Origin of the sequence: Xanthomonas hyacinthi (genome assembly GCF_009769165.1) — a bacterium.
In the GTDB taxonomy this organism is placed as follows: Bacteria; Pseudomonadota; Gammaproteobacteria; order Xanthomonadales; family Xanthomonadaceae; genus Xanthomonas_A; species Xanthomonas_A hyacinthi.
In genome coordinates, this window is record NZ_CP043476.1 from 4,459,776 (window position 1) to 4,484,394 (window position 24,619).

General features: G+C 64.5%; 11 protein-coding genes and 7 pseudogenes. 12 read left to right on the plus strand and 6 right to left on the minus strand.

From position 1 onward, the window contains the following. Positions 1 to 9: 9 nt before the first annotated feature. The 3 genes from FZ025_RS19615 to FZ025_RS19625 are packed head-to-tail and all read left to right on the plus strand — an operon-like array spanning position 10 to position 3,775. Positions 10 to 1,521, plus strand: a complete 1,512-nt coding sequence (locus FZ025_RS19615) for a B12-binding domain-containing radical SAM protein (RefSeq protein ID WP_046981564.1) — start codon at positions 10 to 12, stop codon at positions 1,519 to 1,521. Between the two features lie 26 nt (positions 1,522 to 1,547). Further along, positions 1,548 to 2,672 carry a glycosyltransferase family 4 protein gene (locus FZ025_RS19620; RefSeq protein WP_046981569.1) on the plus strand — a complete coding sequence of 375 codons (1,125 nt, stop codon included), beginning with the start codon at positions 1,548 to 1,550 and terminating at the stop codon, positions 2,670 to 2,672. After that, positions 2,669 to 3,775 carry a glycosyltransferase family 4 protein gene (locus tag FZ025_RS19625; RefSeq protein ID WP_104558557.1) on the plus strand — a complete coding sequence of 369 codons (1,107 nt, stop codon included), beginning with the start codon at positions 2,669 to 2,671 and terminating at the stop codon, positions 3,773 to 3,775. Before FZ025_RS19620 ends, FZ025_RS19625 begins: the two co-directional genes overlap by 4 nt. An 81-nt stretch (positions 3,776 to 3,856) precedes the next feature. Here the strand turns inward: FZ025_RS19625 and FZ025_RS19630 are convergent, their stop codons facing one another. Continuing rightward, positions 3,857 to 5,146: a nucleotidyltransferase family protein gene (locus FZ025_RS19630; protein WP_104558556.1), complete on the minus strand. Its 1,290-nt coding sequence runs from the start codon at positions 5,144 to 5,146 to the stop codon at positions 3,857 to 3,859. Then, positions 5,143 to 6,639, minus strand: a complete 1,497-nt coding sequence (locus tag FZ025_RS19635) for a B12-binding domain-containing radical SAM protein (protein WP_046980678.1) — start codon at positions 6,637 to 6,639, stop codon at positions 5,143 to 5,145. The genes FZ025_RS19630 and FZ025_RS19635 overlap by 4 nt, the downstream gene beginning before the upstream one ends. Before the next feature lie 224 nt (positions 6,640 to 6,863). Between FZ025_RS19635 and FZ025_RS19640 the strand changes: the two genes are divergently transcribed. The 4 genes and pseudogenes from FZ025_RS19640 to tnpA all read left to right on the plus strand — a co-directional run. Continuing rightward, the gene (locus tag FZ025_RS19640; protein WP_104558587.1) at positions 6,864 to 7,922 is read left to right on the plus strand and encodes a phosphoenolpyruvate carboxykinase (ATP); all 1,059 of its coding nucleotides are present in this window, start codon (positions 6,864 to 6,866) and stop codon (positions 7,920 to 7,922) included. Between the two features lie 156 nt (positions 7,923 to 8,078). Beyond that, positions 8,079 to 9,791 carry an ATP-binding cassette domain-containing protein gene (locus FZ025_RS19645; protein WP_046980679.1) on the plus strand — a complete coding sequence of 571 codons (1,713 nt, stop codon included), beginning with the start codon at positions 8,079 to 8,081 and terminating at the stop codon, positions 9,789 to 9,791. A gap of 227 nt (positions 9,792 to 10,018) precedes the next feature. After that, entirely contained in the window at positions 10,019 to 10,726 is a 708-nt protein-coding gene (locus FZ025_RS19650; protein ID WP_046980680.1) for a TraX family protein, read from the plus strand. Between the two features lie 156 nt (positions 10,727 to 10,882). Beyond that, positions 10,883 to 11,095, plus strand: a pseudogene (gene tnpA / locus FZ025_RS19655) (IS200/IS605 family transposase); the annotation flags it as partial. A 44-nt stretch (positions 11,096 to 11,139) separates the two neighbouring features. Here the strand turns inward: tnpA and FZ025_RS19660 are convergent. Then, positions 11,140 to 12,798, minus strand: a pseudogene (locus FZ025_RS19660) (Tn3 family transposase); the annotation flags it as partial. Between the two features lie 654 nt (positions 12,799 to 13,452). Then, positions 13,453 to 14,523: a XopAH/AvrB family type III secretion system effector gene (gene xopAH, locus FZ025_RS19665; protein ID WP_244292408.1), complete on the minus strand. Its 1,071-nt coding sequence runs from the start codon at positions 14,521 to 14,523 to the stop codon at positions 13,453 to 13,455. 262 nt (positions 14,524 to 14,785) lie between these two features. On the opposite strand from xopAH, the gene FZ025_RS19670 reads away from it, so the two are divergent. Both FZ025_RS19670 and FZ025_RS19675 read left to right on the plus strand, forming a co-directional pair. Further along, positions 14,786 to 16,099, plus strand: a complete 1,314-nt coding sequence (locus FZ025_RS19670) for an HlyD family type I secretion periplasmic adaptor subunit (protein ID WP_158185600.1) — start codon at positions 14,786 to 14,788, stop codon at positions 16,097 to 16,099. A 153-nt stretch (positions 16,100 to 16,252) separates the two neighbouring features. Further along, complete coding sequence (locus FZ025_RS19675; RefSeq protein WP_046981741.1) at positions 16,253 to 16,852, plus strand: hypothetical protein; 600 nt, start codon at positions 16,253 to 16,255, stop codon at positions 16,850 to 16,852. A 594-nt stretch (positions 16,853 to 17,446) separates the two neighbouring features. On the opposite strand, the pseudogene FZ025_RS19680 reads toward FZ025_RS19675, so the two are convergent. Beyond that, positions 17,447 to 18,748 (minus strand): annotated as a pseudogene (locus FZ025_RS19680) (DUF4158 domain-containing protein); the annotation flags it as partial. A 27-nt stretch (positions 18,749 to 18,775) separates the two neighbouring features. After that, a pseudogene (locus FZ025_RS19685) lies at positions 18,776 to 19,726 on the minus strand (site-specific integrase); the annotation flags it as partial. Positions 19,727 to 19,755: 29 nt separating this feature from the next. Between FZ025_RS19685 and FZ025_RS22555 the strand changes: the two are divergent. The 3 pseudogenes from FZ025_RS22555 to FZ025_RS19705 form a co-directional block, all read left to right on the plus strand. Next, positions 19,756 to 20,488: pseudogene (locus FZ025_RS22555) on the plus strand (DNA-binding protein); the annotation flags it as partial. A 179-nt stretch (positions 20,489 to 20,667) separates the two neighbouring features. Beyond that, a pseudogene (locus FZ025_RS19700) lies at positions 20,668 to 21,677 on the plus strand (YopJ family acetyltransferase). Positions 21,678 to 21,914: 237 nt separating this feature from the next. Beyond that, positions 21,915 to 24,495 (plus strand): annotated as a pseudogene (locus FZ025_RS19705) (Tn3 family transposase). The last annotated feature ends 124 nt before the right edge of the window (positions 24,496 to 24,619 follow it).

Consider the following 24,619-nt stretch of genomic DNA (forward strand, 5'->3'; position numbering starts at 1 on the left):
TCTCCTTCCATGCCTTCCAGACCGAACACGCTGCTGGTCAATCCGACCATCACCTCGCGCGGCAACGCCCGCTTTCCGCTGGCGCTGCTGAACCTGGCCGCGGCGCTGGACCGCAGCGGCGACAGCCGCATCATCGACGGCAACGTCGACCGCGGTTTCATCGACAGCGCCTTGCAGGCGTTGCAGGAACAGCGCTACGACGCGGTTGGCATCAGCGTCATGGGCGGGCCACAGATCGCGCCGTCGATCGCGCTGTCCACCGCGATCCGCGAACGCTTCCCGGCCATGCCGATCGTCTGGGGCGGCTATTTCCCGACGCTGTACACCGACACCGCGCTGAGCGCGCCGTATGTGGACTATGCGATCCGCGCGCAGGGCGAGGACACGCTGCCGGAACTGGTCGCGGCGTTGCGCGGCGAGGGTCCCGACTTGGCGCAGATCGACGGGCTGTCGTGGAAACAGGACGGCGCGATCGTACACAACCGCAATCGCGGTTTCGGCCGCGGCGAGGCGGCGCCGGCGCTGCCGTACGCAAAGCTCGGCGACCCGCGCCGCTATCTCGGCCGCAGCTTCCTCGGCCGCCGCACCGCCTCGCACCAGGCCGCACTCGGCTGCCGTTTCCGCTGCACCTTCTGCGGGGTGGCGGCGATGTTCGGCGGCGCCACCGCGCTGCCCACCGCGGCGCGGCTGGAGCGCGAGCTGCGCTATCTGAAAGAGGAACTGGGCGCCGATTCGATCCAGTTCTTCGACCACAACTTCTTCGACCGCGAGGCGGAGATGATCCCGCTACTGGAGGTCATGGCCAAGCTGGAGATGCCGTGGTGGTGCTATGCGCGCGCCGACGCGCTGCTCAACCTGTCCGAGAGCACCTGGACGCTGGTACGCAAGAGCCGGCTGCGCATGGCCTACATCGGTGCCGAATCGCCGAGCGGGGCGATGCTGAAGGAAATCCGCAAGGGCACGCGCCCGGACCAGACCCTGCAGGTGGCCGAGCTGTGCCGGCGCAACGGGGTGATCCCGGAACTGTCGTTCATGGTCGCGCCGCCGCAGGACACCGTGCACGAGACCGAGCAGACCTTCGAGTTCATCCGCGAACTCAAGCAGATCAATCCGCAGTCGGAAATCATCGTCTACGTGTACACGCCGCTGCCGGAAGCCAGCCGTCACGAGAAGGATCGCGGCAAGCGCGCATCGATGCCGCTGCGCGACCTGCACGGCGCGCCGGTGGTGTTCCCGCGCACGCCGGAGGAGTGGACCCAGCCGCAATGGGTGGACTACGCCTGCCACGCCGATGCGCCCTGGCTCGACGATGCGCTGCGCCAGCGCATCCGCGACTTCGTCACCGTCCTGGGTTGCCGCTATCCCACCGCGCAGGACCTGCGCTCGCCGCGCTGGGCCAAGCGCGGCCTCAGTGCGATGGCGGCGTGGCGCTACCGTTACCGGCGCTACGACCGCCCGTGGGAACTGAACTTCGCCAATTGGCTGGTGCGCCTGCGCCGGCCGCAGGTCTCCGGAATCTAGGCGTGGCGCATCCTGGCGGCAAACCCATGCACGTGGTGCAGATCAATTTCGTCCCGGTACCGCCGGAATTGGCGCCGGCGCAGGTGTTCGCGCACTGGCCGACGTTGGCCGACATCTCCGAAGCGGTGGGCGGCACCGGCACCCGCGTGTCGGTGATCCAGGCCGCCGCCGCATCGGAGCAACTGCTGCGCAACGGCGTGGAGTACCACTTCGCCGACCCCGGCAACGCCGGCACCAGCAGCCGCGCGCGGCGCATCGCCGGCATCGTGCACGCGCTCGGCGCCGACGTGGTCCACGTGCACGGCCTGGAGTTCGCGCGCGAGGCCTGCGCGATGGCGCGGCAGTTGCCGCAGGTACCGATCCTGCTGCAGGACCATGCCAACCGCCCGCCACGCTGGTGGCGCCGCTCGCAGTGGCGGCAGTGGTACGCCGCCGCAGCGGGCATCGCCTTCACCTCGCTCGATCTGGCACGCGCGTTCGTGCATGCCGGGCTGTTCGCACCGTCCACCCGCTTGTTCGCGATCCCCGAATCCAGCTGCCGCTTCACCCCCGGCGATCGCGCCCAGGCACGGCGCGATAGCGGCTTGCACGGCGCGCCCTGCGTGCTCTGGGTCGGCCATCTGAGCGCCGGCAAGGATCCGCTGACCGTGCTCGACGGCGTGGCCCGCGCCGCCGCGCGGCTGCCCGGACTGCAGCTGTTCTGCGCGTTCGGCAGCGCGCCGTTGCTGGAGGCGGTGCAGCACCGCGTGCAGCAGGATCCGCGTCTGCGTGGGCGCGTGCATCTGCTCGGCAAGGTCGAGCATGCGCAGGTGCAGACGCTGATGCGCGCGGCGGATCTGTTCGTGTCGGGCAGCCTTGCCGAGAGCTGCGGCTACGCGGCGCTGGAAGCCTTCGCCTGCGGCACGTTGCCGGTGCTGACCGACATTCCGGCGTTCCGCGCGCTCACCGACTGCGGCCGCGTCGGCGAACTGTGGCCGTGCGGCGATGCCGGCCTGCTCGCCGAGGCGCTGGTGCATGCCGCCGCCGAACGGCCGTCGCCGGCGCAGGTCCGCGCCCATTTCGATGCGCAGCTGTCGTTCGCCGCGGTGGGCCGGCGCTGGTCGCGCGCCTATGCGCAGCTGCTGGAGCAACCCGCACGGAACGACGCATGAAGCTGGCGCTGGTGGTGCCCGGCGGGGTCGATCGCAGCGGCGAATACCGGGTGATCCCGGTGCTGCTGACCCTGATCGAACGCCTGGCGCGCAGCCACGAGGTGCATGTGTTCGTGCTGCACCAGGAGCCTGCGCCGGCGTGCTGGGAGTTGCTCGGCGCGCGCATCCACAACATCGGCGATGGCCGCACCCGCCTGCGCGCGGTCGCCGCGATCCGCGCCGAGCATCGGCAGGCGCCGTTCGACCTGGTGCAATCGATCTTCTCCGGCCATTGCAGCCTGATCGCGGTGGCCGCCGCGCGCCTGCTGCGGCGGCCGAGCCTGGTGCACATCGCCGGCGGCGAACTGGTCGCGCTGCATGCCATCGGCTACGGCGGGCGGCGCAAATGGCAGGGGCGGCTGCGCGAGGCGCTGGTACTTCGGCTGGCGAACGCGGTCACCGCGGCGAGTACGCCGATCGTCGATGCGGTGCGGGCGCTGGGCATCGCCGCCGAACGCGTGCCGCTGGGCGTGGACCTGCGCGCCTGGCCGCAGCGCGAGCCGCGCCGGCGCGATGGCGGCATCGCCCGCTTGCTGCACGTGGCCAGCCTCAACCGGGTCAAGGACCAGCCGACACTGCTGCGCGCACTGGCGGCGCTGGCGCGTGCCGGGGTGGCGTTCCGCATCGACATCGTCGGCGTGGACACGCTCGACGGCGAAATGCAGCGCCTGGTCGCGCAGCTCGGGCTGTCGCAGCAGGTGCGCTTCCTCGGTTTCAAGACCCAGCGCGAACTGCGCCCGCTGGTGGAGGCCGCCGATCTGCTGGTGCTGTCGTCGCTGCACGAAGCCGGGCCGATGGTGTTGCTGGAAGCGGCGGTGGCCGGCGTGCCCACCGTCGGCACCGGGGTAGGGCACCTGCTGGAATGGGCGCCGTCGGCGGCGCTGGCGGTGCCGGTCGGCGACTGGGCCGGCCTGGCCGAAGCCTTGCGCCAGGTCCTCGCCGACGACGAACTGCGCCTGCGCCTGGCCTGGTCCGCGCAATGCCGCGCGGTGCGCGAGGATGCCGACCATACCGTGCGCAGTTTCAACACGCTGTACCGGCGGCTGTGTCCGCAGAGCGCGTGAGCAAACGTATCCAACGTAGGAGCGGCTTCAGCCGCGACAGGCATTACCGATAGCGTCTGTCGCGGCTGAAGCCGCTCCTACCTAGCGCGGCGCATATCCCTGCAAGGCACTGCGCACCGCATACAGCGTATCCATGCGCGGTACCGGCCGCAGCAGGCGCAGCAGCACGCGCCGCCGCTGCGACAGCGCGACCCAGGATTGGCCCTGCAACCACAGCTGGGTGCGGATCATGTCGGTGCGCTCCTGCCGGCTTTCCTGCGAGGGTTGCAGCCGTTGCCGCAGATAACGCACGACCTCGCCGAGCGAGCGCGCCCATTCGATGCCGGGCAACGCCGGCAACCATAGCTGCGAGCACGAGGCGCGAGTCAGGTCGAGTCGGCTGGAGACCAGCCGCAGCAGCGGCGGGCACTGCGCGCGCAACCGTGCCAACACCGCCTGCGGAATCGCCGTGCGGTAGTAACGCAGCACCAGCTGCAGCGGCGGCAACGCCCACCACGGCGCGCCATCGGCGTCGTCGCACAGTACCTGCCAATCCTTGGCGGTCATCCGTGTGGCCAGCAGCGAGATGTCGTGCAGATGCATCAGCCGCAGGCTGCGGCTGCAGATGCCGCCGGCCGCGTGCAGCAGCAGATGGCTCATCAGCGCGCCGTTGGAGGGGTACGGATTCAGTCCCGGGCGGCTGTGGCGCGGGAATATCCGCTCGCTGATGTCGACCGTGGCCTGCGGCAACCGCTCCTGGATGCGCAGGTGCAGCTCGATGTTGATCGGCGTATCGCGATGCTCGCCCAGGCCGGCGACCGGCTGCGCTTCGGCAGGGCGGAAGGTCTGGTGCTTCCACTGCGCGAACTCGGCCACGTAGCCGAGTTCCTGAAGCAACGTACCCACCTGCGCGGCGTCTTCGCCGCGCACCAGCAGGTCGATGTCGGCCATCGGCCGGTCGCCAGGCAGGTACAGGCCTTGTGCGTGCAAGGCCGCGCCCTTCAGCGGCACGATCGCCACGCCGGCGGCCTGCGCCAGCGTATCGATCCGCTCGAGCAGCGCGGCGATGCGCCGATAGCGGTGGGCGACGTGCTCGCGCTGCTCGGCCAGGAACGCGCTCCAGTCGCGATCGGGCCACACCGACAGCCGGCTCAGCAACGGCGCGATGCCATGCGCGGCGGTCGCCGCCGCCGCCAGCCGCCATTGCAGCCGGTTCCATTGCGGCATCGCATTGCCCGGCCGCGCCAGCTCGCGCGCCAGGGTTTCGGTCGCCAGCCGCAAGCCGCTGCCGACCTGCTTCAACGCAGGCTGCGTCGCACGCTCGGCAAGCGGATCGATAAAAGGATCGGCGGAGGAGGGCGCATGCGCTTGCGGCGTCGCATGCGCGCTCATTGGCGTTGCAGCAGCGGGATGCGGTGGCCGGAGGCAGTGGCTGCGGCCGGCATGGCGGCAGCGGTCCGGTGTTGGCCTTCGCTGGCGATCAGCGCCTCCCATTGCGCGTCCAGTGCGGCCCAGTCCTGCGCGTAGTCGTGCGGCGCGCGCGTGGCCTCGCTGCGCTGCAGGTCCACCTGCCGATGCAGCAGATCGCGCACCCGCCGGTAGAACTCCGAGTCGTAGGCGCCATGGAACATCATCGCCAGGTCATCGCTGTCCTGCCAATGGGTCTTGCGACCGAGCTGGTTCTTCACCTGCTGGTAGAACTTGGTGCCCGGCAGCGGATACGACACGCTGACGCCGATGTCGTCCGGGCGCGCCGTCGCCACCAGCGCACGGGTGGCGAGGATGTCGTCCAGTTGCTCGTCCAGGTAGCCGAGCTGCAGGAAGAAACCGACGCGGATACCGTGCGCGCCCAGGCGCTGGCGGGCGGCGATCACGTCCTCCACCGCGGTGCCCTTGGTCATCTTGTCGAGGATGCGCTGGCTGCCGCTTTCCGCGCCGATCCACGCTTCCGCGCAACCGGCGCGGGCCAGCGCGGCCGCCATGCGCTCACTGCCGAGATCGGCGCGGGTCTGGATGGTGAACGGGATCGAGCCATCGGCCGCGGCCAGCACCGCGGCGAATTCTTCCACCCACTCGATGTGGAAGCCGAAGATGTCGTCGGCCATCCAGATGTGATCCGGGGCGAAGGTGCGCTTGAGGTGGATCATTTCCGCGGCCACTTCCGGCGCGCTGCGGCGCTTGTAGTGGTTGCCCCAGATCGGCTTGGCGCACCAGTTGCAGCGGAACGGGCAGCCGCGCGAAGCCGCCATGTTCAGGCTGAAATAGCCGTGCCGCTGCAACCACAGGCGCCGGTAACGCTCGATATCGACCAGATCCCAGGCGGCCAGGCCGGACAGCCGCGGATCCGGCGGCCGTGCGCCGATCTGCGCGCGCTTGAGCTGCGGCAGCGCGGCGGTGGCGATATCGGCCACGTCCGCCACCCAGGCCGCGGCGTCGATGTCGGGCGTTTGCTGCAGCCGCTCGACCAGTTCCAGCAGCGCGGCGATGCCTTCGCCGATCAGTACCGCGTGCGCGCCGGCAGCGAGAAACACCTCGGGATGGTCGGACGCGTCGGAGCCGGCCACGATCACCCGGCTACCGCCGGCACGCGCCTCGGCGATCATCCGGCAGGCGGCTTCGCGCATCCGGGTCAGGCACATCTTGGTCAGGAAATTGAAGTTGTCCTCGTAGAACACCACCAGGTCCGGCTGCGCCGCGCGCAACGAGGTCTGGTAGTCCTCCACGCCATCGGCCAGCATCGCGTCGAACAGCGCCACCTCGTGCCCGTGCCGGCGCAGCAGCGTGGCCACCTGCAGCGTGGCCAGCGGCGGATACGGCTTGCCGCGTTCCCATTGCTTGGGGTCGTAGCGCAGGAAATAGGAGTGGCTGACCTGGATCTTTGGCATCGGCGGAAGGGTCTCGTTCGGCGCCGGCAACGGATGCCGCGGCGCATGCAGCAGTGGCCGCGCACAGGTGGCCGTGCCGTAAGTGCCGCCGGCGCCTTCTTTGGTTGTGCGCGATGCGCCGGCGCATCGTCGCCCGCGGCCACCGGCGCAGCGCGGCTGCTGCCGCGCAACCTTTGCTGCCGCTGCACGCACTCACGCGCATCGACCCCACGGACCCATCCCCGATGCAACTCTCGACCGTGCGCACGCAACGCTGGGAGCCTGTGGCCAGCACCACCGCAACGCATGCCAGCGTTGCCGCCGATCCGTTCCATGACCAGCTGCGGCGCGACCATGTCCTCAGCAAGCAGTTGCTGGGCGCCCGCTTCCAGTTCGAAAGCAACAGCGAGGCCTTGCTGCAGTTGGTCGAGGCGGCATTCGGCGGGGTGCCGCCGCACCAGTTGCCCGAGGCCGCCGATTTTCGCATCGAACTGAACCTGGTCGCGCGCCACGACGCACCCTATGTGTTCGCGCTGGAGCCGCCGCCGGTGCAGACCCATTCCGGCGCCGGCGTGCTGTGCGGGGTCATCGACGCCGACAACTACATGGTGCTGATGCCGGACCAGGGCAGGGCGCTGCTGGTGGTGTCGGAGGACATGCTCGCCCATTCCTACCATGTGCGCTACGAACTGATCGAGTTCGCGGTGTTCGTGCTGGCGGCGCGCGCGATGCGCCTGGTGCCGCTGCACGGCGCCTGTGTCGGCGCCGGCGGGCGCGGCGTGCTGCTGCTCGGCGCCAGCGGTGCGGGCAAGTCCACGCTGGCCCTGCACAGCCTGCTGCGCGGCCTGGAGTTCCTCGCCGAGGATGCGCTGTTCGTCGAGCCGCAGCGCATGCTCGCCACCGGCATCGGCAACTTCCTGCACCTGCGGCAGGATCTGCTGCGGCTGCTCGACGCGCCGACCCGCGCCTGGATCGCCGCCGCACCGACGATCCGGCGCCGCAGCGGCGCGGTCAAGCACGAAGTCGATATCCGCAACGGCCGCGCGTGCCTTGCGTCCGCACCATTGCAGCTTGCCGGTGCGGTGTTCGTCTCCGCCACTGCCGCCGCCGATCCGCAGCGACTGTTGCAGCCCATCGCCGAACACGAGGCGCTCCAGCGTTTGACCGCCGACCAGCCGTATGCCGCCGCGCAACCGGGATGGTCGCTGTTCGCGCGGCAACTGCAACAGCTGGGCGTCCACGAACTGCAGCGCGGCGCGGATCCGGATGCCTCGGTCGACGCCGTGCTGCAGTTGCTGCGATGAGCGCGGCGGCGAGGACCGCATGGCGGCCATGAGAAGAGAGGCGCCACGCGCAGGCGAGGGCAGCCACGGCGCCATGCTCGCACTGGCGCGGCATGCAGGCGCGTCGCAGCCCATCACGCGGATCGGCGAACGGGCGCCGTCCCCAGGCCGCCACCGATGACCGCACGCACCACCGCGCCCGACCCGGCGCCGCCGCTGCTGCGCACCTTCATCGCCACCCTGGATCGTGGAGAGCGGATGCGCATCTGTCTGTACGTCGTCCTGTCGTTGGCCTCCGCGCTGGCCGGCGCCGTCGCCACCGTCGCCCTGGTGCCGCTGGTGCAACCCGGGCATGCACTGACGCTCGGCGGGCACGTGCTGGCGCTGCCCGACGGCGTCCTCGCCCAGGCGGCGATCTTCTTCGTCGCCAGCGCCGGCTTCGCCCTGCTGCGCTGGGCGGGCGCGCGGCTGGCCGCTGACCTTGCCAGCGGCCATGCGGTGCGCCTGCGCCGCCAGGTGCACGCGCGCCTGCTCGACGCGCCGCTGCCGGCGCTCGCCGACGCCAGTTCGGCGGAAATCGCCAACGTGCTCACCTACAACATCGAGATCATCGTCCAGGGCTTCAGCGCCTTGCTGCAGTTGCTGGTGGCCGCCATCACCGCCGGCGTCAGCCTGGGCATCGCCTTCCTGGTGTCGCCGCCCCTGGTGCTGGCGCTGCCGCCGCTGCTGGGGTTGGCGGTGCTGGCGTTCCGCATCTCCGGCCACGAACAGGCGCGGGTGAGCCAGCAATATGTCGCCGACATGACCCGGCTGTTCTGGCTCAGCGAGGATTTCCCGCGACGCCTGCGCCATGTGCGCTCGTTCGAACGCGAAGACCTGGAGAAACGCGGCTACGACGCGATCTGCAGCCGGCTCAGCCATGGCTACTGGCAGCAGCAGGCACTGGTCGCCTCGGGCCGGCTGCTGCTCGAACTCAGCGCCGTCGCCGCCATTGCCGCGATCATGCTGCTGGCCGGCCTGTGGCACGGCATCGACCGTGGCGCGCTGATCACCGTAGGCCTGTTGCTCGGGCGGCTGCTACCGTATCTGGTCTCGACCCGGCAGAGCTTCCAGCAACTGCGCTCGGCCGCACCGGCGCTGGAGCTATGGCAACACTATGTCGGCCTGGGGACCGCGCGGGCGATGCCGGCAACGCCGCACGCGACCGCGCCCATGCACGGTCCGCTGCGAATCCACAGGATCGGCCTAGCGCCGCCGCTGGCCGCGGTCGCGATCGGCGAACTGATCCTGGCGCCCGGCAGCATGACCTTGATCTGCGGACACTCCGGTGCCGGCAAAAGCAGCCTGATGGACGTGCTCGCCGGCATGGTCGAACCACGCGTCTTCGCGGCGCAGTGCGATGGGCGCGCGCTCGATTTCGCCGCATACCGCGCCCTGGTCCGGCACGGCGCCTATGTCGGCCAGAGCGTGCGTCCGTGGCAGCACACGGTGCGCGACTGCCTCGCCTGGGCCGAGCCGGGCGCGAGCGCAGCGGCGATGTGGCAGGCGCTGCGCGACGTCGGCCTGGCCGCACGCCTGCACGACCGCGCGCAGGGCCTGGACACCACCTTGAACAGCGCCGCCGCCAAACTCTCCGGCGGCGAACTGCAGCGCCTGCTGCTGGCGCAGGTGATCCTCAGGCAGCCGCGGATCGCCTTGCTCGACGAAGCCACCAGCGCGCTCGACGCGGTCTCGGAGAAGCAGGTGCTGTCGACGCTGCGGCAGCGCCTGCCGCGCACCGCGCTGGTCGTCGTGTCGCACCGGACCAGCCTGTCCGCTGTGGCGGATCGCTGCCTGCACCTCGCGCGCCCGCCATCCGCGCCAATCGCGATGGTGCAGCGGACGCACTGACCGACGCGCATCCGGCGCGCGCCGCGACAGCACGCCGCGACGCGAAAAATAGCCGCGCGTGTTGCTGCCGTACCCGGAACAGACTAACGTCCATGGCCTCGACCGCGCCGCGCGTGTTGCGCGCCGAGCCACCGCCATCCGCAGAGCACAGCGCTGCCGCGGCGCTGATGCAAGGCCGAGGCAGGGGAGACACACAGGCGGTCAGGAGCGGCGTTCTGAACGACACGATGACCAGCAGTGCCCGCGAGTTGTTGAAATGGATCGCCTTGATCCTGATGACCGGCGATCACGTGGCGAAAGTCCTCGACGACGGCTACATCCCGGTCGTGTCCGAGCTCGGCCGCATCGCCTTCCCGCTGTTCGCCCTGGTCCTGGCCTACAACCTGGCCCAGCCGGGCGCCGACGTACTCAAGTCCGTGCGCAGGCTGCTGCTGTGGGGAACCCTGGCCCAGCCGGCGTATGCACTGGCGTTCGGCTACTGGTTGCCGTTCAACGTGCTGCTCAGCTTCGCCCTGGCGGCCGCTGTCATTTGGAGCATCCAGCAACGGCAATGGACCCTGCTCGGCATGTGCGTGCTGGCGGCGCCGCCACTGATTGACTACAACTGGACCGGACTGGTCCTGGTGCTGGCCGCCTGGTGGCTGTTCCGTTTACGCGCGGTGCCACACGCCCCGCACCAGACCGCGGCGCGCAACAGCGTTCGCAACTGGAGCGAACATCGCGCTGTGCGCATCGTGGTGCTCGCAGCGTCGTTCGCGCCACTGTGCGGGTGGAACGGCAACGGCTGGGCCTTGCTGGCACTGCCAGTGGCGGCGCTGCTGGCGAACCGCGATTTCCCCATTTCACGGACGCGCTGGGCGTTCTACCTCTACTACGTGGGGCATCTGGCGCTGCTGGCGATGTTGTCGCGAACGATGGCCGTGCATGCTGCTTGATGTCCTTTTTTAGAAGGGTTCCCCATGGAATATCTAAACCAACCTGAGAGTTCCCCCGGCTCTGCCGGGGAGGCAGTAGAAGTTTGACATATCCGGGAGTCCATCCCGGAGACTCCGAAACGTGAGCCGCCAAGCACACGAGACGGAGAAACCGAGATGGATGAATTTGAGAGTTTAAGTCACACGAGGTGGGAGTACCTGTACCACGTGGTGTTCATTCCGAAGTGTCGCCGTAAGACGCTGTACGTTGGTCTGAGGAAGCATCTTGGAGAAGTGTTCCGGCGGTTGGCCGAGCAGAAGGAGAGCCGAGTCGAGGAAGGACATCTGATGCCCGATCACGTGCATATGCTGTTGAGGATTCCGCCGAAGTAGAGGGTCGGCAGGGATTCGTGTAAAAAACAGCCGAATCGGGCCTAAACCATTGTGGCAGCATGGATTCTCCGCGAGAAGTCGATCGGCGCCACCTCGCGTTTGAGATCGAGAGTGTAGTCGCCGAAACGGTTGATGTGGCTGGTACGGTACGGCGACAGACCGGACAGGACCTCGGGGCTGACATCACGCCCCTCCGCCCGCAACTGGGTCAGCACGCTGGTCATCTGCTCGACGTTGTGCAGGATGACGAGGTTGGCCACGAGTTGGTTGTAGCGAACGATCTTGCGCTGTTCATGCTGGACGTTCTCGGCGATGATCCCTTCCACGCCGAAGAACGCCCACTTCACGAAGCCATTGAATTCCTCGCTCTTGTTGGTGGCAGCGTGGATGGTCCGGCGCACCTCGACATCGTCGATGTAGTTCAGCAGGAACAACGTGCGCACCACCTTGCCCAGTTCGCGGAACGCCCAGTAGAGCTTGTTCTTGCGACTGTAGGTGCCGAGACGGCGCAGGATCGTGGAGGCCGTGATCTTGCCGAGTTTTATCGAGATCGCCACCCGCAGCATGTCGTGCAGGTGCGTCTCGATCAGGGCCCAGTCGATGCTGTCGCCGAACAGCGCCTGGATGTTCTGGTAGGACCGGCCAGGCTCGGGCCTCGAGAACACCAGGTCCTTGATGTTGCGGATCCGTGGCATGAGCTTGATGCCGAGTAGGTGCGCCAGTCCGAACACGGGGAAGCTCTGGGCCTGGGTGTCGCCGTGCACGGTGTCGGGCTGGATGTCCGAGCGGTTGGCGAGCAACCCGTCGAGGATGTAGATCGCCTCGTGCACGCCGCACGAGATGAAGTGGCTAAACAGTGCAATGTAGCGATCGGAGACATGGTAATAGCCGATGCCGCCGTAACCGCCGTAGCGGATGTGGTACTCCGAGAGCAGGTTCTGCTCGTAGACGCTCCACTTGGTGCCGTCGACCGACGCGCTCTTGCCGCTGCCCCAATAGCCTGGCAACTTGAACTTGTTGTACAGGTTGATGACATCGATGATCGCCCGGTCGAGCGTGTCCTCGGTGACGTACTTGAGGTTCAACCACGCGATCTGGCGCCGGCTAAAGCCCTTGACCGAACGCGCGGTCTGGGTGGGTCCGAGATTGCAGCCATAGCAGAATAGCGTGGTGATCACCCGCCGCAGCAACTCGTCGACGCGCGCATCGGTGCCGGCGATCGGCCTGAAATGCACGTGCAGATCCAGCCAGCGGGTGGTGTCGAGGAGCACATCGACGATGCTGGTCGGCGGCAACCGCTCGGTGATAAGGCCGTCGACCGCGGTGATCGCCTGGGTCACCTCGGCGCGCTGCAGGCGCTTGAGGATCAGACGCCCATCGACCATGCTGGCGTGCAGGTTGTCGGCAAATCGCGCGTCCACGGTGTCAGCCAGGGCAGTCAGCTCGGCACGCAGGCCCTGCACGAACGTCGCCGCGTCGGTCGCGATGCCCGAGACTTCACCGTACGCCTCGAGTTCGTCGGCGAATGTGGCCTCGTCGACGAGCTGCTCACGATAATCATCGTATCGCTCTCCGTGCGGGATATAAAGGTCGCCGGATTTCAGCTCGTCCTTGACCTGCGCCAGCACCGCCAGCTCGAAATACTTGCGCTGGATGAAGCCGGGCGCCTCGGCCACGAGCGTCTTGGGCAGGACGTACTTGGCGTTCAGCCGACATACGTGTAAAAATGACTCGCAAAATCCGATTTCTTTTGTGAAAACATGAAGTTGCCAGATAAAACGGCGCTTCCACCGGCTCATCCACTACCTCGTCCCTTTCGAGGTTCGGCACGCTGCAACTGTCTTGCGGCGAGTGTGCGAGGCCGGTCGGCAAACGGGTGGGTAATAGACGGAACGCCGCAGCCCCATGTAGCGGGTCTTGACCATGCGGGTCATCCCAAGCCGCGGGATGCAGGCAATCGGCTAGTGCTCGCTCTTGTGAAGCCGGTGGCATCCGTCTATTACACACCCTGCGGATTCTGTGAGTCATTCTGGCCTGGCCGTGGCCGACGTCCCCAGGAGGAACGGGGCTCACGCCTACGACCAATGCCTACTTGCCCCACGCCGCGACCAGCATGAGGATCAGCAGGGATTCGTGCAAAAAGCAAAAAATGAGCTAAATCACCGTCAGAAAAGGATTTTCACGGATTCTTGCCAATCCTCTACCAGCCCGTTCAGGCTTTGCGGCGCTGGCGATGGGCAGTGCGCATAGAGCCAGACAGCGTGCGGATATCGTGCGACGGGCCGGAAAAGCAGAGTGATAACTCCTCACTTTTCAGGTGTCGGGCAAGATTTGGCTGTTTTTTTTACGAATCCCTACCGATCCTCAAAATGGGGGGCGCTCAAAAAATTAGGATAATCAGAAAGAAATTGGCTCTCAGATCTAAGCATTGCCTCGATATCGGGAACTATTCCATGTCTGAATGGGGGCATTTCGATACCATGAGCTGAGGCGATTGATCTTGCCGCGAATTCGGCTTTCGCAGCACTGCCGCGCTTATCTGGCGCTGCACTTGCTGCCCACCAGTGCAGTCGCGCTATTAACTCCAAGGCCTCATGCTTCTCAAGCGAGGGATCAATCGCTTGTAAGTACAGAGACTCTAGATGATCTTTTATAGTTTGAACATATTCTGCGTCAGTGTGAGTGATCATGTTAGGATGTGAAGCTGCCATACTCTCTCTTACCTGCTGGCGTTTATCCTTCGGAAGGTTGCGCAGCCCCGCACTAATGGCATTATCATCCACAGCCGCACTGACTGTCGTCATTGGGATAGTTTCCCCTGAAATCGCTCCATACTGCCGATACACCTTGACTTCAATTCCGTTGAAATATTCTCCTTCGTATAGTTCTGTTTCCGCATCAGGATGATTTCTAACACGCTCTATCACTGAGTGATATGGTCGCCTCAAAGAAGTAACGAATCTGGTATTGGGCATGCGCGCCGCAGCGAAGTCGCCTTTTGATGCGTCACCGGAAGGGATTCTAGATAAGCGCCATTGTGTTGCTTTTTGCCAAAGATCATTAAAACTATTAATCTTGCCAGAAGCTATGGAGCCACCAGCAATGCGCGATGTTTTATATAAGCTTTTGCAATATCGCTTATTGTCTTGCGTATTGCTTTTGTTAGAAATGTTAAGCCCAGGTGCATCGTCTGGCCAGCGCGCCGCACCAACTAAGCTTTGTTCTTCTGAGCTAAGCTTGGAATACTTCGCTGGACCGCGCAGATAGTTTGTGGCAGTTCCTTGGACTGCTTGAGAGTGCGAAGAAGCTGTGCCAGTGTCAAAGGTGGCATAAGGGTTCCAGGCGGGCCGAGACCACATATCGGCAGGAGCGGCCGGGTACTCACCGGTAGATACGCCTTGCCACTGATGGGCTGAGTCATGCAAGTTGTCCTGGTATTCTGACCAGTCGCTAAAACCTTCATGGCCGGACCATCCTGCCCCTTGCCAATTGGGTGAGCCCTGCGGTTCGGGAGAAGCCGCGCGACGCGGCGGGGAAGGTAAAGCGTCGCGCAGTGCACTGGTCGAGGAGGAAGACGAGTCCCTATGCGATGACAGCGGTGATTCGGACGGCGAGGGCGACCCTGTAGCGTGGGTTGCATAATGCTCAGGTGACCCTGCCACGCTCGGCTTTGAAGCGCATAGACCCATGTCGATCTCCTGCAGTGACTGTAGAAGCAAGTTTAGCGGGGAGCGCTCCGTTTCGCTTCGCCTCACCGAAGTCCTGGCTGGGACGACGAAGGCATTGACGCGGAGGCCCTGCTGGCAGTGTTTGGCAAGCTGGACATCTGTGGCGGTGGCGCCTGGCAAGATGGTGGTCGACTCACGCACCAAGGTCATCCAGCCCGCCGAGACCGCGGTCGTGCGCCGCATTCTGGTGCGCGACGGCCAACAGGTGAAGTCGGGTGAGCCGTTGATCGAGCTGGATGCCACGACCACCGGTGCCGAGCTCGCCCAGGCCGGCGAGGCGCTGGGCGCGGCGCGGCTGGCCGCGCTGCGCCTGAGCTCACTGGCCACAGCCATCGATCGTGGAGTGACGCCACGCCTGCCTCCAGCGCCGGATGTGCCGGCCGAGCGCTTCGTCGCCGAGCAGGCCTTGGCTACCAGTCATTTCGATGCGCTCCAGGCCAAGCGCCACAATCTTCTGGCCGCAATCGCCCAGCGTCGGGCGGAACTGCGGACTACGCGCGACGTGATCGAGCCGCTGGCCGAGTCGGCGCGTATCTCCAAGATGCGCGCTGATGACTATGGACGCTTGGTCGAAGGCAAGTATGTGGGGCGGCATGAGTACTTGGTGCGCGAGCAGGAGCGCCTCGCCGCCGAGCGCGACCTGGCGACCCAGCGCAACCGCCTGCAGGAAATCGGCTCGGCATTGAGCGCTGCCGAGGAAGAGCTGCGCGTGCTGGTCGCCGACTTTCGCCAGCAGACCCTCGACGAGCTGCGCAAGGCCGAACAGCAGATCGCCCAGTCCACCCCGGAACTGGCCAAGGCCGGCCAGCGCGACCGGCTGATGACCCTGCGTGCCCCGGTGGACGGTACCGTCCAGCAGCTGGCCGTGCATACGGTGGGCGGCGTGGTCACTCCCGCGCAGCAACTGCTGGCGGTGGTGCCGCAGGAGGCGCTGGAGGTCGAGGCGACCGTGCTCAACAAGGACATCGGTTTCGTGCGTCCAGGTCAGCACGTGACGGTGAAGGTCGAGAGCTTCCCGTACACCCGCTACGGCGACCTGATCGGCAAGGTCGTCAGCGTCTCCCACGATGCGGCGCAGAACGAGAATCTGGGCCTGGTGTTCCCGGCGCGAATCCGTCGGGACGGCAGCACGCTGGCGATCGATGGCGTGGTGATGAGCATGAGCGCCGGCATGACGCTGAGCGCGGAGATCAAGACCGGGAAGCGGCGGGTGATCGATTATCTGTTGAGCCCGTTGCGGCAGCACATGGGGGAGGGGATGCGAGAAAGATGAACATGCTGCTAACATTTATATGCTGGCACCGATATTTTATTTGTATACGTCAAATTGGAGGTATTGGTGAATTTCTCATCTTTAAGGGTAATAGGCAATTGGCGGCAGTGCGCCGTCTTTCTGGCTATTTTCCTTCCCAGTTGCGGAGGAAACATGAGCGCGGAAATTGATCTGAATGAGCCCGTCAAGTACACGCTTGCTGGGAAGAAGTATGAAGTGCCGCTTGGCTACCACTACGTTGATTTCTTGAAGAGAAAAAACAGGTGGCCGAATCCGAAAGATGAATCCACTGAGGTGGGAGCCATCTCAATCACCGGATTGATTCCAGGGGTAAATCCATATGAGGAATCTACGAGGGCAGAATTTGAGAGACTCGGCCATGGGAACAAGATCGACATATTGATAAGCCCTAAAGCATCGGTATATCCGATGGATGAGTATCTTGGGCGCATGAAAAGCACGAATAGATTGCGACTGCTTTCAAGCGATCTGGAAGGCTTGACCCACTTCTTGGATAACCAGGGGGGAAGTGATGAAAGAAAAGGCTCAGATGTCTACATCAAAGAGGGTGAAAGTGAGTACTTCATGCTGCAGTGTCCGCGGATGGATGCTTCATCACCTTCGTGCAGCGTGACAAAGATAAGTGATGACGGCCTGCAGATTGAGTACACATTCGCAATGTATCACCTTATGTCATGGCGAGAGATTGATCGGGATGTCGATAAAAGAATCGAGGAATTCAGGGTCAAGTAATTACATCAATTAACGAATCTGCGGAGATGGAGTCATGGCAGCTCACAATCTGAGTCAAGGACAATTAGATACATTGAGGTCGCTTCAACAGCAAGGAAGCTATGCGGATGCTTGGCGGCAATTAGCGGAGTGGGGGGATACGTACGCTGACGACGCGGCCAATGTCACAGGTGAGCCCTCCGATTTCTACGGCGAGTTCATGAATGAGATGGTTCGTCAGCATTGGGAAAATACGGCCGGCGAATCAGCCTACGACCAGTATTTCGATAGTGTTGCATCGGCACACCTTAATAACTATCTGCTGGTGCTGGAGAGCACTCCCGACTGGCCCAAGTCAGCTCGGATTGAAAGAAGCTATCGGAGTTATGTTGAAAATGTCGGTCTTCCTGCCACTACGGCTTTTGATGGTGTTTTTACTCAATCGGTCGGAACGATAACTAGTGGGGATTACGATTGGCCCCAGGCGCTAGGCATGGATGAGGCCAGAATTGTTCCTTCCGATGTATTTGATGACATCGGCTTCGTTGAGGCTTCAGAAATACTTGCCGAGACGGTGTATGACACGATCGCCGAATTCGTCGAAAAGGGTTGGGAGGTGGTAAACGCCAGATCGACCGCTTCCTCCAGCCAATCGCCGCGGGTTCGTTCCTGCGTCAGGATCAGCTCGATCGCGTCGATCAGCGAGCGGTCCTCCGTGGTCGAGGCCAAGTCCAGCATGCGCACCATCCGCAGGATGGTGGCGCGGTGACTTTTGTAGAACGGCCACAGCAGCGGCAAGTGATTGTCGCCACTATGCGCCGCAATAGCGTTGCAGTCGGCCTGCAAAGGCTGCACACCACCGTGGGCGTTGACCAGGCGGCGGATTTCACACCCCGCCTCGGTGTCGCCGGGATGATGGTCGAGGACGCGGACCACATCCGACATCGTCGCCACGATCGCTTCGGTCTTCTCGCGATAGCGCGCCCTCAGCCGCTCCAGTTCCTCTCGGCCCCGGTTGTGGATGTTCCCCATGCGCTTTATGAACATCTCCGCGAGATCGTCGCGAGTCTGGACCCGCGCCCGGTGGATCAAGCACACCACTACGGCGTAGCGCTTGGCGGGCCGAAACTTGCGCAGTTCGGAAGCATCCAATGCTCGCGCCTCGGCGGCGAAGTGCTTGCGCTTGACCTCCGGGATGCCCGCGAGGTGCAACTCGCTGCCGACCAATTCGCCCAGTTCGGCGATATGGTCGATCAACTCCTGGAAATGCTGCAGCGAAGAGCGCTTGGGCAGGCGCTTGATCGCGTGCAGCGGGCTCTTCTTGCGCTCCTCTTCGACCTGCAGGAGGCCTTCAAGGCGCTGCTTTTCGTCGACGGTCAGCCGAGCATCGATCTGGGCGAAATAGCGCCCGTTGACCAGCGTGCGGATGCGCCGGGTCAGGCGATCCAGTGTGGAGAACGCCGGCAGCTCGACGCGATCACGCACGAGCTGTTCGATGGCCACGTTGATCAGGTCCGCCGGGTTATCCATCACCGCGGCGGCTTCGTATACCACGCGTGCCGCAATCTTCAGCCCGCCGTCGCTGTAGGCCCGGACCTGCAGGAATTGGCGGATCCGGCGGTAGTAGCGATAGCGCGAGGCGTTGGCAAGATTCGCTGGCTTGACCTGCACGCGCAGTTTCAGCGCGCCGCGGATATGGCGCACCACCGCCGGCGGTACTTCGTCCAACACGGGGAAGTACCCCAGCCGTTGGAAGGTCTTGAGCAGGATCGTCAGCGTCAGGCGGTGCGCAGGCTGCCGGGTGTACTCGGCAACGAAGGCCACCTCAGCGTCGGTTGGCGTGTAGGCCGCAACCAGTTCGCGGACGACCGGGTTTCGCTTGAATTGCGGGTATGCAGTCCGTTCGATCGACGCCATCCAGCACCCTCAGGTCGTTGCAGGCCTTGGCACCGCGGGCGTTTCCGTCAGACTGGCTTCGATGCGCTGCCGGGCGAATGGATCGCCACCGTCGAGGTAACGCATCGCCGAGTGCACGTCACGCCAGCCGACGTATTCCATCAGGGCCTTCACGTCCCAGCCGTTGGCGTTGGCCCAGCCGGCGAAGCCGCGCCGCAGCGAATGCCCACTGTAGACGTTCGGTGACGCCAAGCCGGCCTCACCGAAGATGCGCCGTAACAGCGGCACCAGACTGTTGGGGTGCAAGGCGGTGTCGGCGACACCACCCCACTGGTCGATCGCACGGAACACCGGGCCGTCGGTCAACGCGGCCGCCGCGATCCAGCGCGAAGTCGCGGCCACCGGGCACCATCGCGACAGCGCCGGGACCTTGTAGGTCGTGCCGGCGTGCTGGCGATCGCCCTTGCTATGCGGCAGGAAGCAGGTCATGCCTTCGCCAGGCACGAGGCGCAGGTTGTCCACCTGTAGACGGGTGAGTTCATCGCCGCGGAAGCCGCGCCAGAAGCCGAGCAGCAGCAAGGCACGATCGCGCAAATGCCGCAGCTCTGCGGCGCTATCGCCGCGAGACTGGGCCGCGGCCGCAGCGTCTTCCAGCCATGTCGTCACCTGGCCCAGCTGGGTGAGCTGCAGGGGCGTGGCGCGTTTTTCGACGCTCGGGTGCAGGGTCTGGATGCCCTTGAGCACTTGGCGCGCCACCGGCGCCCGGGTCGGGTCGACAAAGCCGTGCACCCGGTGCCACTGCGCCAGCGCCACCAACCGATGTTTTAGCGTGTTGATCGCCAACTGGCCGGCGTAGGCGGCAAGGTAGCGCGCCACGTTGTCGGCGGTGGCCGGCAGGTGGCCGCCCCACTCGACCTCGAAATGGCGGATCGCCGCAGCGTAAGCGCGTTCAGTGTCAGGTCGGGTGGCGGCTTCCAAGTATCGCGCAACGCTGATCATCGTCTCTCCCAGTCGCCAGATGGGTCGGGGTGTACCGATCCGGATGCGAGCTGAGGGAGTTGGAAGACGAGGAAGGGCAGAGCCCCGGCGCGAAGATGGCCGTTAGCGACGCACTCCACGACCTCGTCGCCCGCCTTGCCGAGCGGTTGCACGCCGAGGCCGAAGCGGTCGTTGCGCAGGCCCAGGAGCGCTTCCAGGCGCAGCTTCAGGAGCGCACCCAAGCGCTGGAGCAGGCCCGGCAAGAGGCGGGTTCGCTCAGGACGCAGCTGCAGCGCTCCGAGACAGCACTGCAGGCCGAACGCGAGGCGGGCGAAGCGGCCAAGCGGGACCTGGCCGGCCGCGTCGTTGAACTGGCCCAGTTGGAGGAGCGGATCTCCGGCCTGACCGTTCGCTTGGCCGAGCATGAAAGCCATGCGCGCTCTCTTGAACAGAAGCACGAACACGCCTGGGAAGCACTGGAGCATTACCGCACCTCGGTCAAGGACCAGCGCGAGCAGGAGCAGCGACGGCACGAACATCAGGTGCAGGAGCTACAGGTCGCACTGCGTCAGGCCAACGACGCCTTGACCGCCAAGAACGACGACCTGATGCAGCTCAACCACGACAATGGTCAGTGGCTGGAACGCCATACCCCGCCTGGAGCGGGAACTGATGCAGGCACGGCAGCGGGCAGATGTCCAACAGCGCGAGCTCGACGCGCTGCGCCTGACGGCCGCCGAGCACCAAAGCCTGCAGGCGCGCTGGACCGAAGATGTCCAAGCGTTCACGAAAAGGCCATCTCAGCCGGTGCAACGCCAGGAAGCCAATGATCTGGCGTTGGGTGAAGGCTCGGGAATCCCCCGCGTCAATGCTTCGCCGTCCCAGCCATGACTTCGGTAAGTCAACGCGAATCGGAGAACTACTCGCCAAACTTGCTTCTACAGTCACTGCAGGAGATCAAGATCGGTCTATGCGCTTCAAAGCCGAGCGTGGCAGGTTCACCCGTGGCAGGTTCACCTGAGCATTATCCAACCCACGCCACAGAGCAGACCACGCCCTCTACGCCTTCATCTCCCGAGGCGTCCATGTCACCCAGCCTGCATGACTTGGCGGCACTCGGCTCTCCCCGAGCGAGGCGGGCCCGCTCGGCGACATCCGCCCGTCCCTCCGGCACCGGCGCCATGGCAGGGCGAGCGTCCCTTCCTTCGTCGTCGTCCGGACCTACGCTCGCGGCTCAATTGCAGGACTTCATTCAAGCGCTGGAGCACGCCGAGCGTCAAGGAAAACAATATCCGGCGGCCGAACTCGATCAGAAGCTCCAGCCACAGATGGTGGCGGCCCAGAATCACATCCACCCCAAGCTCGATGTGAAGGTTTTCGAGGCGTCGACATCCGAGCCGGATGCCTTGCGGCAAGCTATAGTCAATACCGGGCGGGGTGAGCGGCGGTGGACGTGTCGGGAGGTCGTGGCAAGGTGTCCGTCCTGGCGGTCGACAGCGTATGTGGATGCACCGACACGCTGGCCGTCATGACCGCCGCGTTGAAGGGCGTCAAGAACGCGGCGCTGACCATCCTCAACACGGGCACGCAGAAGGATGTCGTCAACTGCAAGATCTTCGCCCTGGCGAATGCGAAGGCGATGGCGGATGCCGGTGACTTGATGGTGGATCTCCACAAGAAGAATTTTGGAGGGAAGATCGTCGGGACGGGCGATACCATCAATGACGTGAACGTCACGATCGCGCGCGGCTCCGACGTGCTCGATGCGCGCTTCTTCCAGCACACGACGTCGAAGGACGTCTTCGACGATCTTCCCGTGCATATCCGGGAACCACTGGAGGAGAGCTTCGCCCAGAATTTCCGGGAGATCGAGGCGGCAGGCATGCGCAGGGCGTACAACACCTCCATCGAGCAGGAGAGGCTCAAGTACCTGCGGGATGCGCTGGCGCAGTGCCCCGGCCCGTCGCGTTGAGCGACGCGTTTTCCGAGCCAGCCCGGTCAGCCGGCGTAGAGTGGACATCGACGCCTTGGCCGCGCTTTTCGCCGACGCTCGGTACTGGAGCCAAGCGCTCAAGGAATCCACGAGGTGCGATCGCGATGCTGCTTGACCAGATGCACCGCATCGCCGACAACCACCAATGCTTCCTGACGGTCGCGCTGCGCGATCCAGTCGGTGGCCGCCACTGGGACTAGCGAGGCCGAAACGCGCATGACGACGTTGCATGAAACCGCCTATCCGCGTCTCAAACCCGATCCCACCGCCAAAGAACTGCAGGACATCTACACGCCCACCGAGGCCGAGTGGCAGTGTGTGCGGCGCATCGCCACCGGGCCGGCGACCCGGTTGGCGTTGCCGCTACACCTGAAGTTGTTCCAGCGCTTGGGTTACTTCACGCCGCTGGCGGCAATCCCCGAACGCATCGTGCAGCACGTAGCTCAGGCGGTGGGCATGCGTCGCGTGCCTGCCGAGCGATTGGCCAGCTACGACAGCTCCGGTGCCAAGCGTGGCCACCTGTCCGAACTGCGAGCCTTCCTCAATGTCCGACCACTCGATCCCGCCGCGCGCCACTGGCTAAGCGGCGTGGCCGAAACCGCCGCCCACACCAAACACATCGTGCCCGACATCGTGAATGTGATGCTCGAAGAGCTGGTGCATCACCGCTTTGAGTTGCCGGCATTCAGCACGCTGGAGCAGTTGGCGATCACCGCTCGCGAACAGGTGCATGACACGCACTACCGCCGCATCAGCGATGCCTTGACGCCGACGATGCGCGCCTTGATTGATGAGCTGCTATTAACGCCACCGGGCAGCTCTCACAGCGGCTGGCACGCGCTCAAACGCGAACCCAAGCGGCCGACCAACAAGGAGGTGCGCCACTACCTGCAGCACATCCAGCGCCTGCGCACGTTGGCCGAGCAACTGCCACCGATCGATGTCTCGGTCCCCAAGCTCAAACAGTTTCGGGCCATGGCTCGGGCACTGGATGCCGGCGAATTGGCCGAGCTGGTCCCGACCAAGCGTTACGCGCTTGCGGCGATCTTCATCCGCTCGCAGTACCGCAAGACGCTCGATGATGCCGCCGATCTGTTTATCCGTCTGCTCCAGAACTTGGCTATCGGCCGTCTGGCGCAAGCACGTCATTCCCAAAACGCTGGTCTCCGCCCGTCCTGGGTGGATCCACCGCAAGTATTTTGAGCTGGCGGTACTGGCGCAGGTCAAGGACGAACTCAAATCCGGTGACCTGTACATTCCGCACGGTGAGCGCTATGACGATTACCGCGAGCAATTGGTCGATGAAGCCACCTTCGCGCAGGAGCTGGATGCTTATGGCGAGGTTTCGGGCATCGCCACGGAAGCTTTGGACTTCGTGCAGGGAATGCGCGCCGAGCTAACCCGCACGGCCGATGCCGTGGATGCACGGTTTCCGGACAACCTGCACGCAAGCGTGGTCGATGGGCGCCTGGTGCTCAAACGCTTGCAGCGCGCCGAGGTCACTCAGGCCATCGCGGCCGTGGATAGCGCCATTACCGAGCGCTTGCCGTCCACCAGCATCGTCGAAATCCTGGTCGATACGACACGCTGGCTTGATCTGCACGTGCATTTCCGGCCCATCGCCGGCACCGATGCCCGCGTAGATGAGCTGCTGCGGCGGGTCATTACCACGCTGTTCTGCTATGGCTGTAATCTGGGACCCACCCAAACGGCGCGTTCGGTCAAAGGCTTCAGCCGACGTCAGATCGCCTGGTTGAACCTGAAATACGTCACCGATGAAACACTGGATAGGGCGATCGTCGAGGTGATCAACCTGTACAACAAGTTCGAGCTGCCCAGTTACTGGGGCAGTGGCAAAAGTGCCTCGGCCGATGGCACCAAGTGGAGTGTCTACGAGCAGAACTTGTTATCGGAATACCACATCCGCTACGGCGGCTATGGCGGCATCGGCTACTACCACGTGTCCGATAAATACATCGCCTTGTTCAGTCACTTCATCCCGTGCGGGGTGCACGAGGCGGTCTACATTCTCGATGGGCTGCTGGCCAACCAATCCGACATCCAGCCCGATACGATCCATGGCGACACCCAAGCGCAGAGCTTCCCGGTCTTTGGGTTGGCACACCTGCTGGGCATCAACTTGATGCCACGTATCCGCAACATCAAGGATCTGGTGTTCTCCCGGCCCGAGCCGGGGCGCACGTACGAGAATATCCAGGCGCTGTTTGGCGAGAGCATCGATTGGAAGCTGATCCAGACGCATCTGCATGACATGCTGCGGGTTGCCATTTCGATCAAGCTCGGCAAGATCACGGCCTCCACGATCCTGCGCCGGCTCGGCACCTACAGCCGCAAGAACAAACTGTACTGGGCGTTTCGTGAGCTGGGCAAAGCAGTGCGCACGCTCTTTTTGCTGCGTTACATCGATGATGTCGAAGTCCGCAAAACCATCCATGCCGCCACCAACAAGAGCGAAGAGTTCAACGGTTTCGTCAAATGGGCGTTCTTCGGCGGGGAGGGCATCATCGCCGAGAACGTCCAGCACGAGCAGCGCAAAATCGTGCGCTACAACCAGTTGGTGGCCAACCTGGTCATTTTGCATAACGTGGAACAGATGACGCGAGTACTGGCGGAACTGCGCGACGATGGCACCCACATCAGTCCGGAAGTGCTGGCCGGCTTGTCGCCGTATCGAACGAGCCACATCAACCGGTTCGGGGACTACACCCTGGATCTGAAGCGCGAGGTGGCCCCGATCGATTTCTCCAGACGAATTCTTGAACGATCAAAGAGCTAGACGCCTTTAGAAACTGATTAATTATCAGTGTGTTAGCCAACTTTTGGCTGTTTTTTGTACGAATCCCTGCCGACCCTCGAAAGGGGTTGCACTTGGAAGTTGAGTCTGCCGTTCCGTGAGCCGG

Bases quoted from the DNA above. Each gene is read 5' to 3' on its own strand.
- FZ025_RS19615 (WP_046981564.1), top strand. From the start codon at position 10: ATGCCTTCCAGACCGAACACGCTGCTGGTCAATCCGACCATCACCTCG.
- FZ025_RS19620 (WP_046981569.1), top strand. From the start codon at position 1,548: ATGCACGTGGTGCAGATCAATTTCGTCCCGGTACCGCCGGAATTGGCG.
- FZ025_RS19625 (WP_104558557.1), top strand. From the start codon at position 2,669: ATGAAGCTGGCGCTGGTGGTGCCCGGCGGGGTCGATCGCAGCGGCGAA.
- FZ025_RS19630 (WP_104558556.1), bottom strand. From the start codon at position 5,146: ATGAGCGCGCATGCGACGCCGCAAGCGCATGCGCCCTCCTCCGCCGAT.
- FZ025_RS19635 (WP_046980678.1), bottom strand. From the start codon at position 6,639: ATGCCAAAGATCCAGGTCAGCCACTCCTATTTCCTGCGCTACGACCCC.
- FZ025_RS19640 (WP_104558587.1), top strand. From the start codon at position 6,864: ATGCAACTCTCGACCGTGCGCACGCAACGCTGGGAGCCTGTGGCCAGC.
- FZ025_RS19645 (WP_046980679.1), top strand. From the start codon at position 8,079: ATGACCGCACGCACCACCGCGCCCGACCCGGCGCCGCCGCTGCTGCGC.
- FZ025_RS19650 (WP_046980680.1), top strand. From the start codon at position 10,019: ATGACCAGCAGTGCCCGCGAGTTGTTGAAATGGATCGCCTTGATCCTG.
- FZ025_RS19670 (WP_158185600.1), top strand. From the start codon at position 14,786: ATGTCGATCTCCTGCAGTGACTGTAGAAGCAAGTTTAGCGGGGAGCGC.
- FZ025_RS19675 (WP_046981741.1), top strand. From the start codon at position 16,253: ATGAGCGCGGAAATTGATCTGAATGAGCCCGTCAAGTACACGCTTGCT.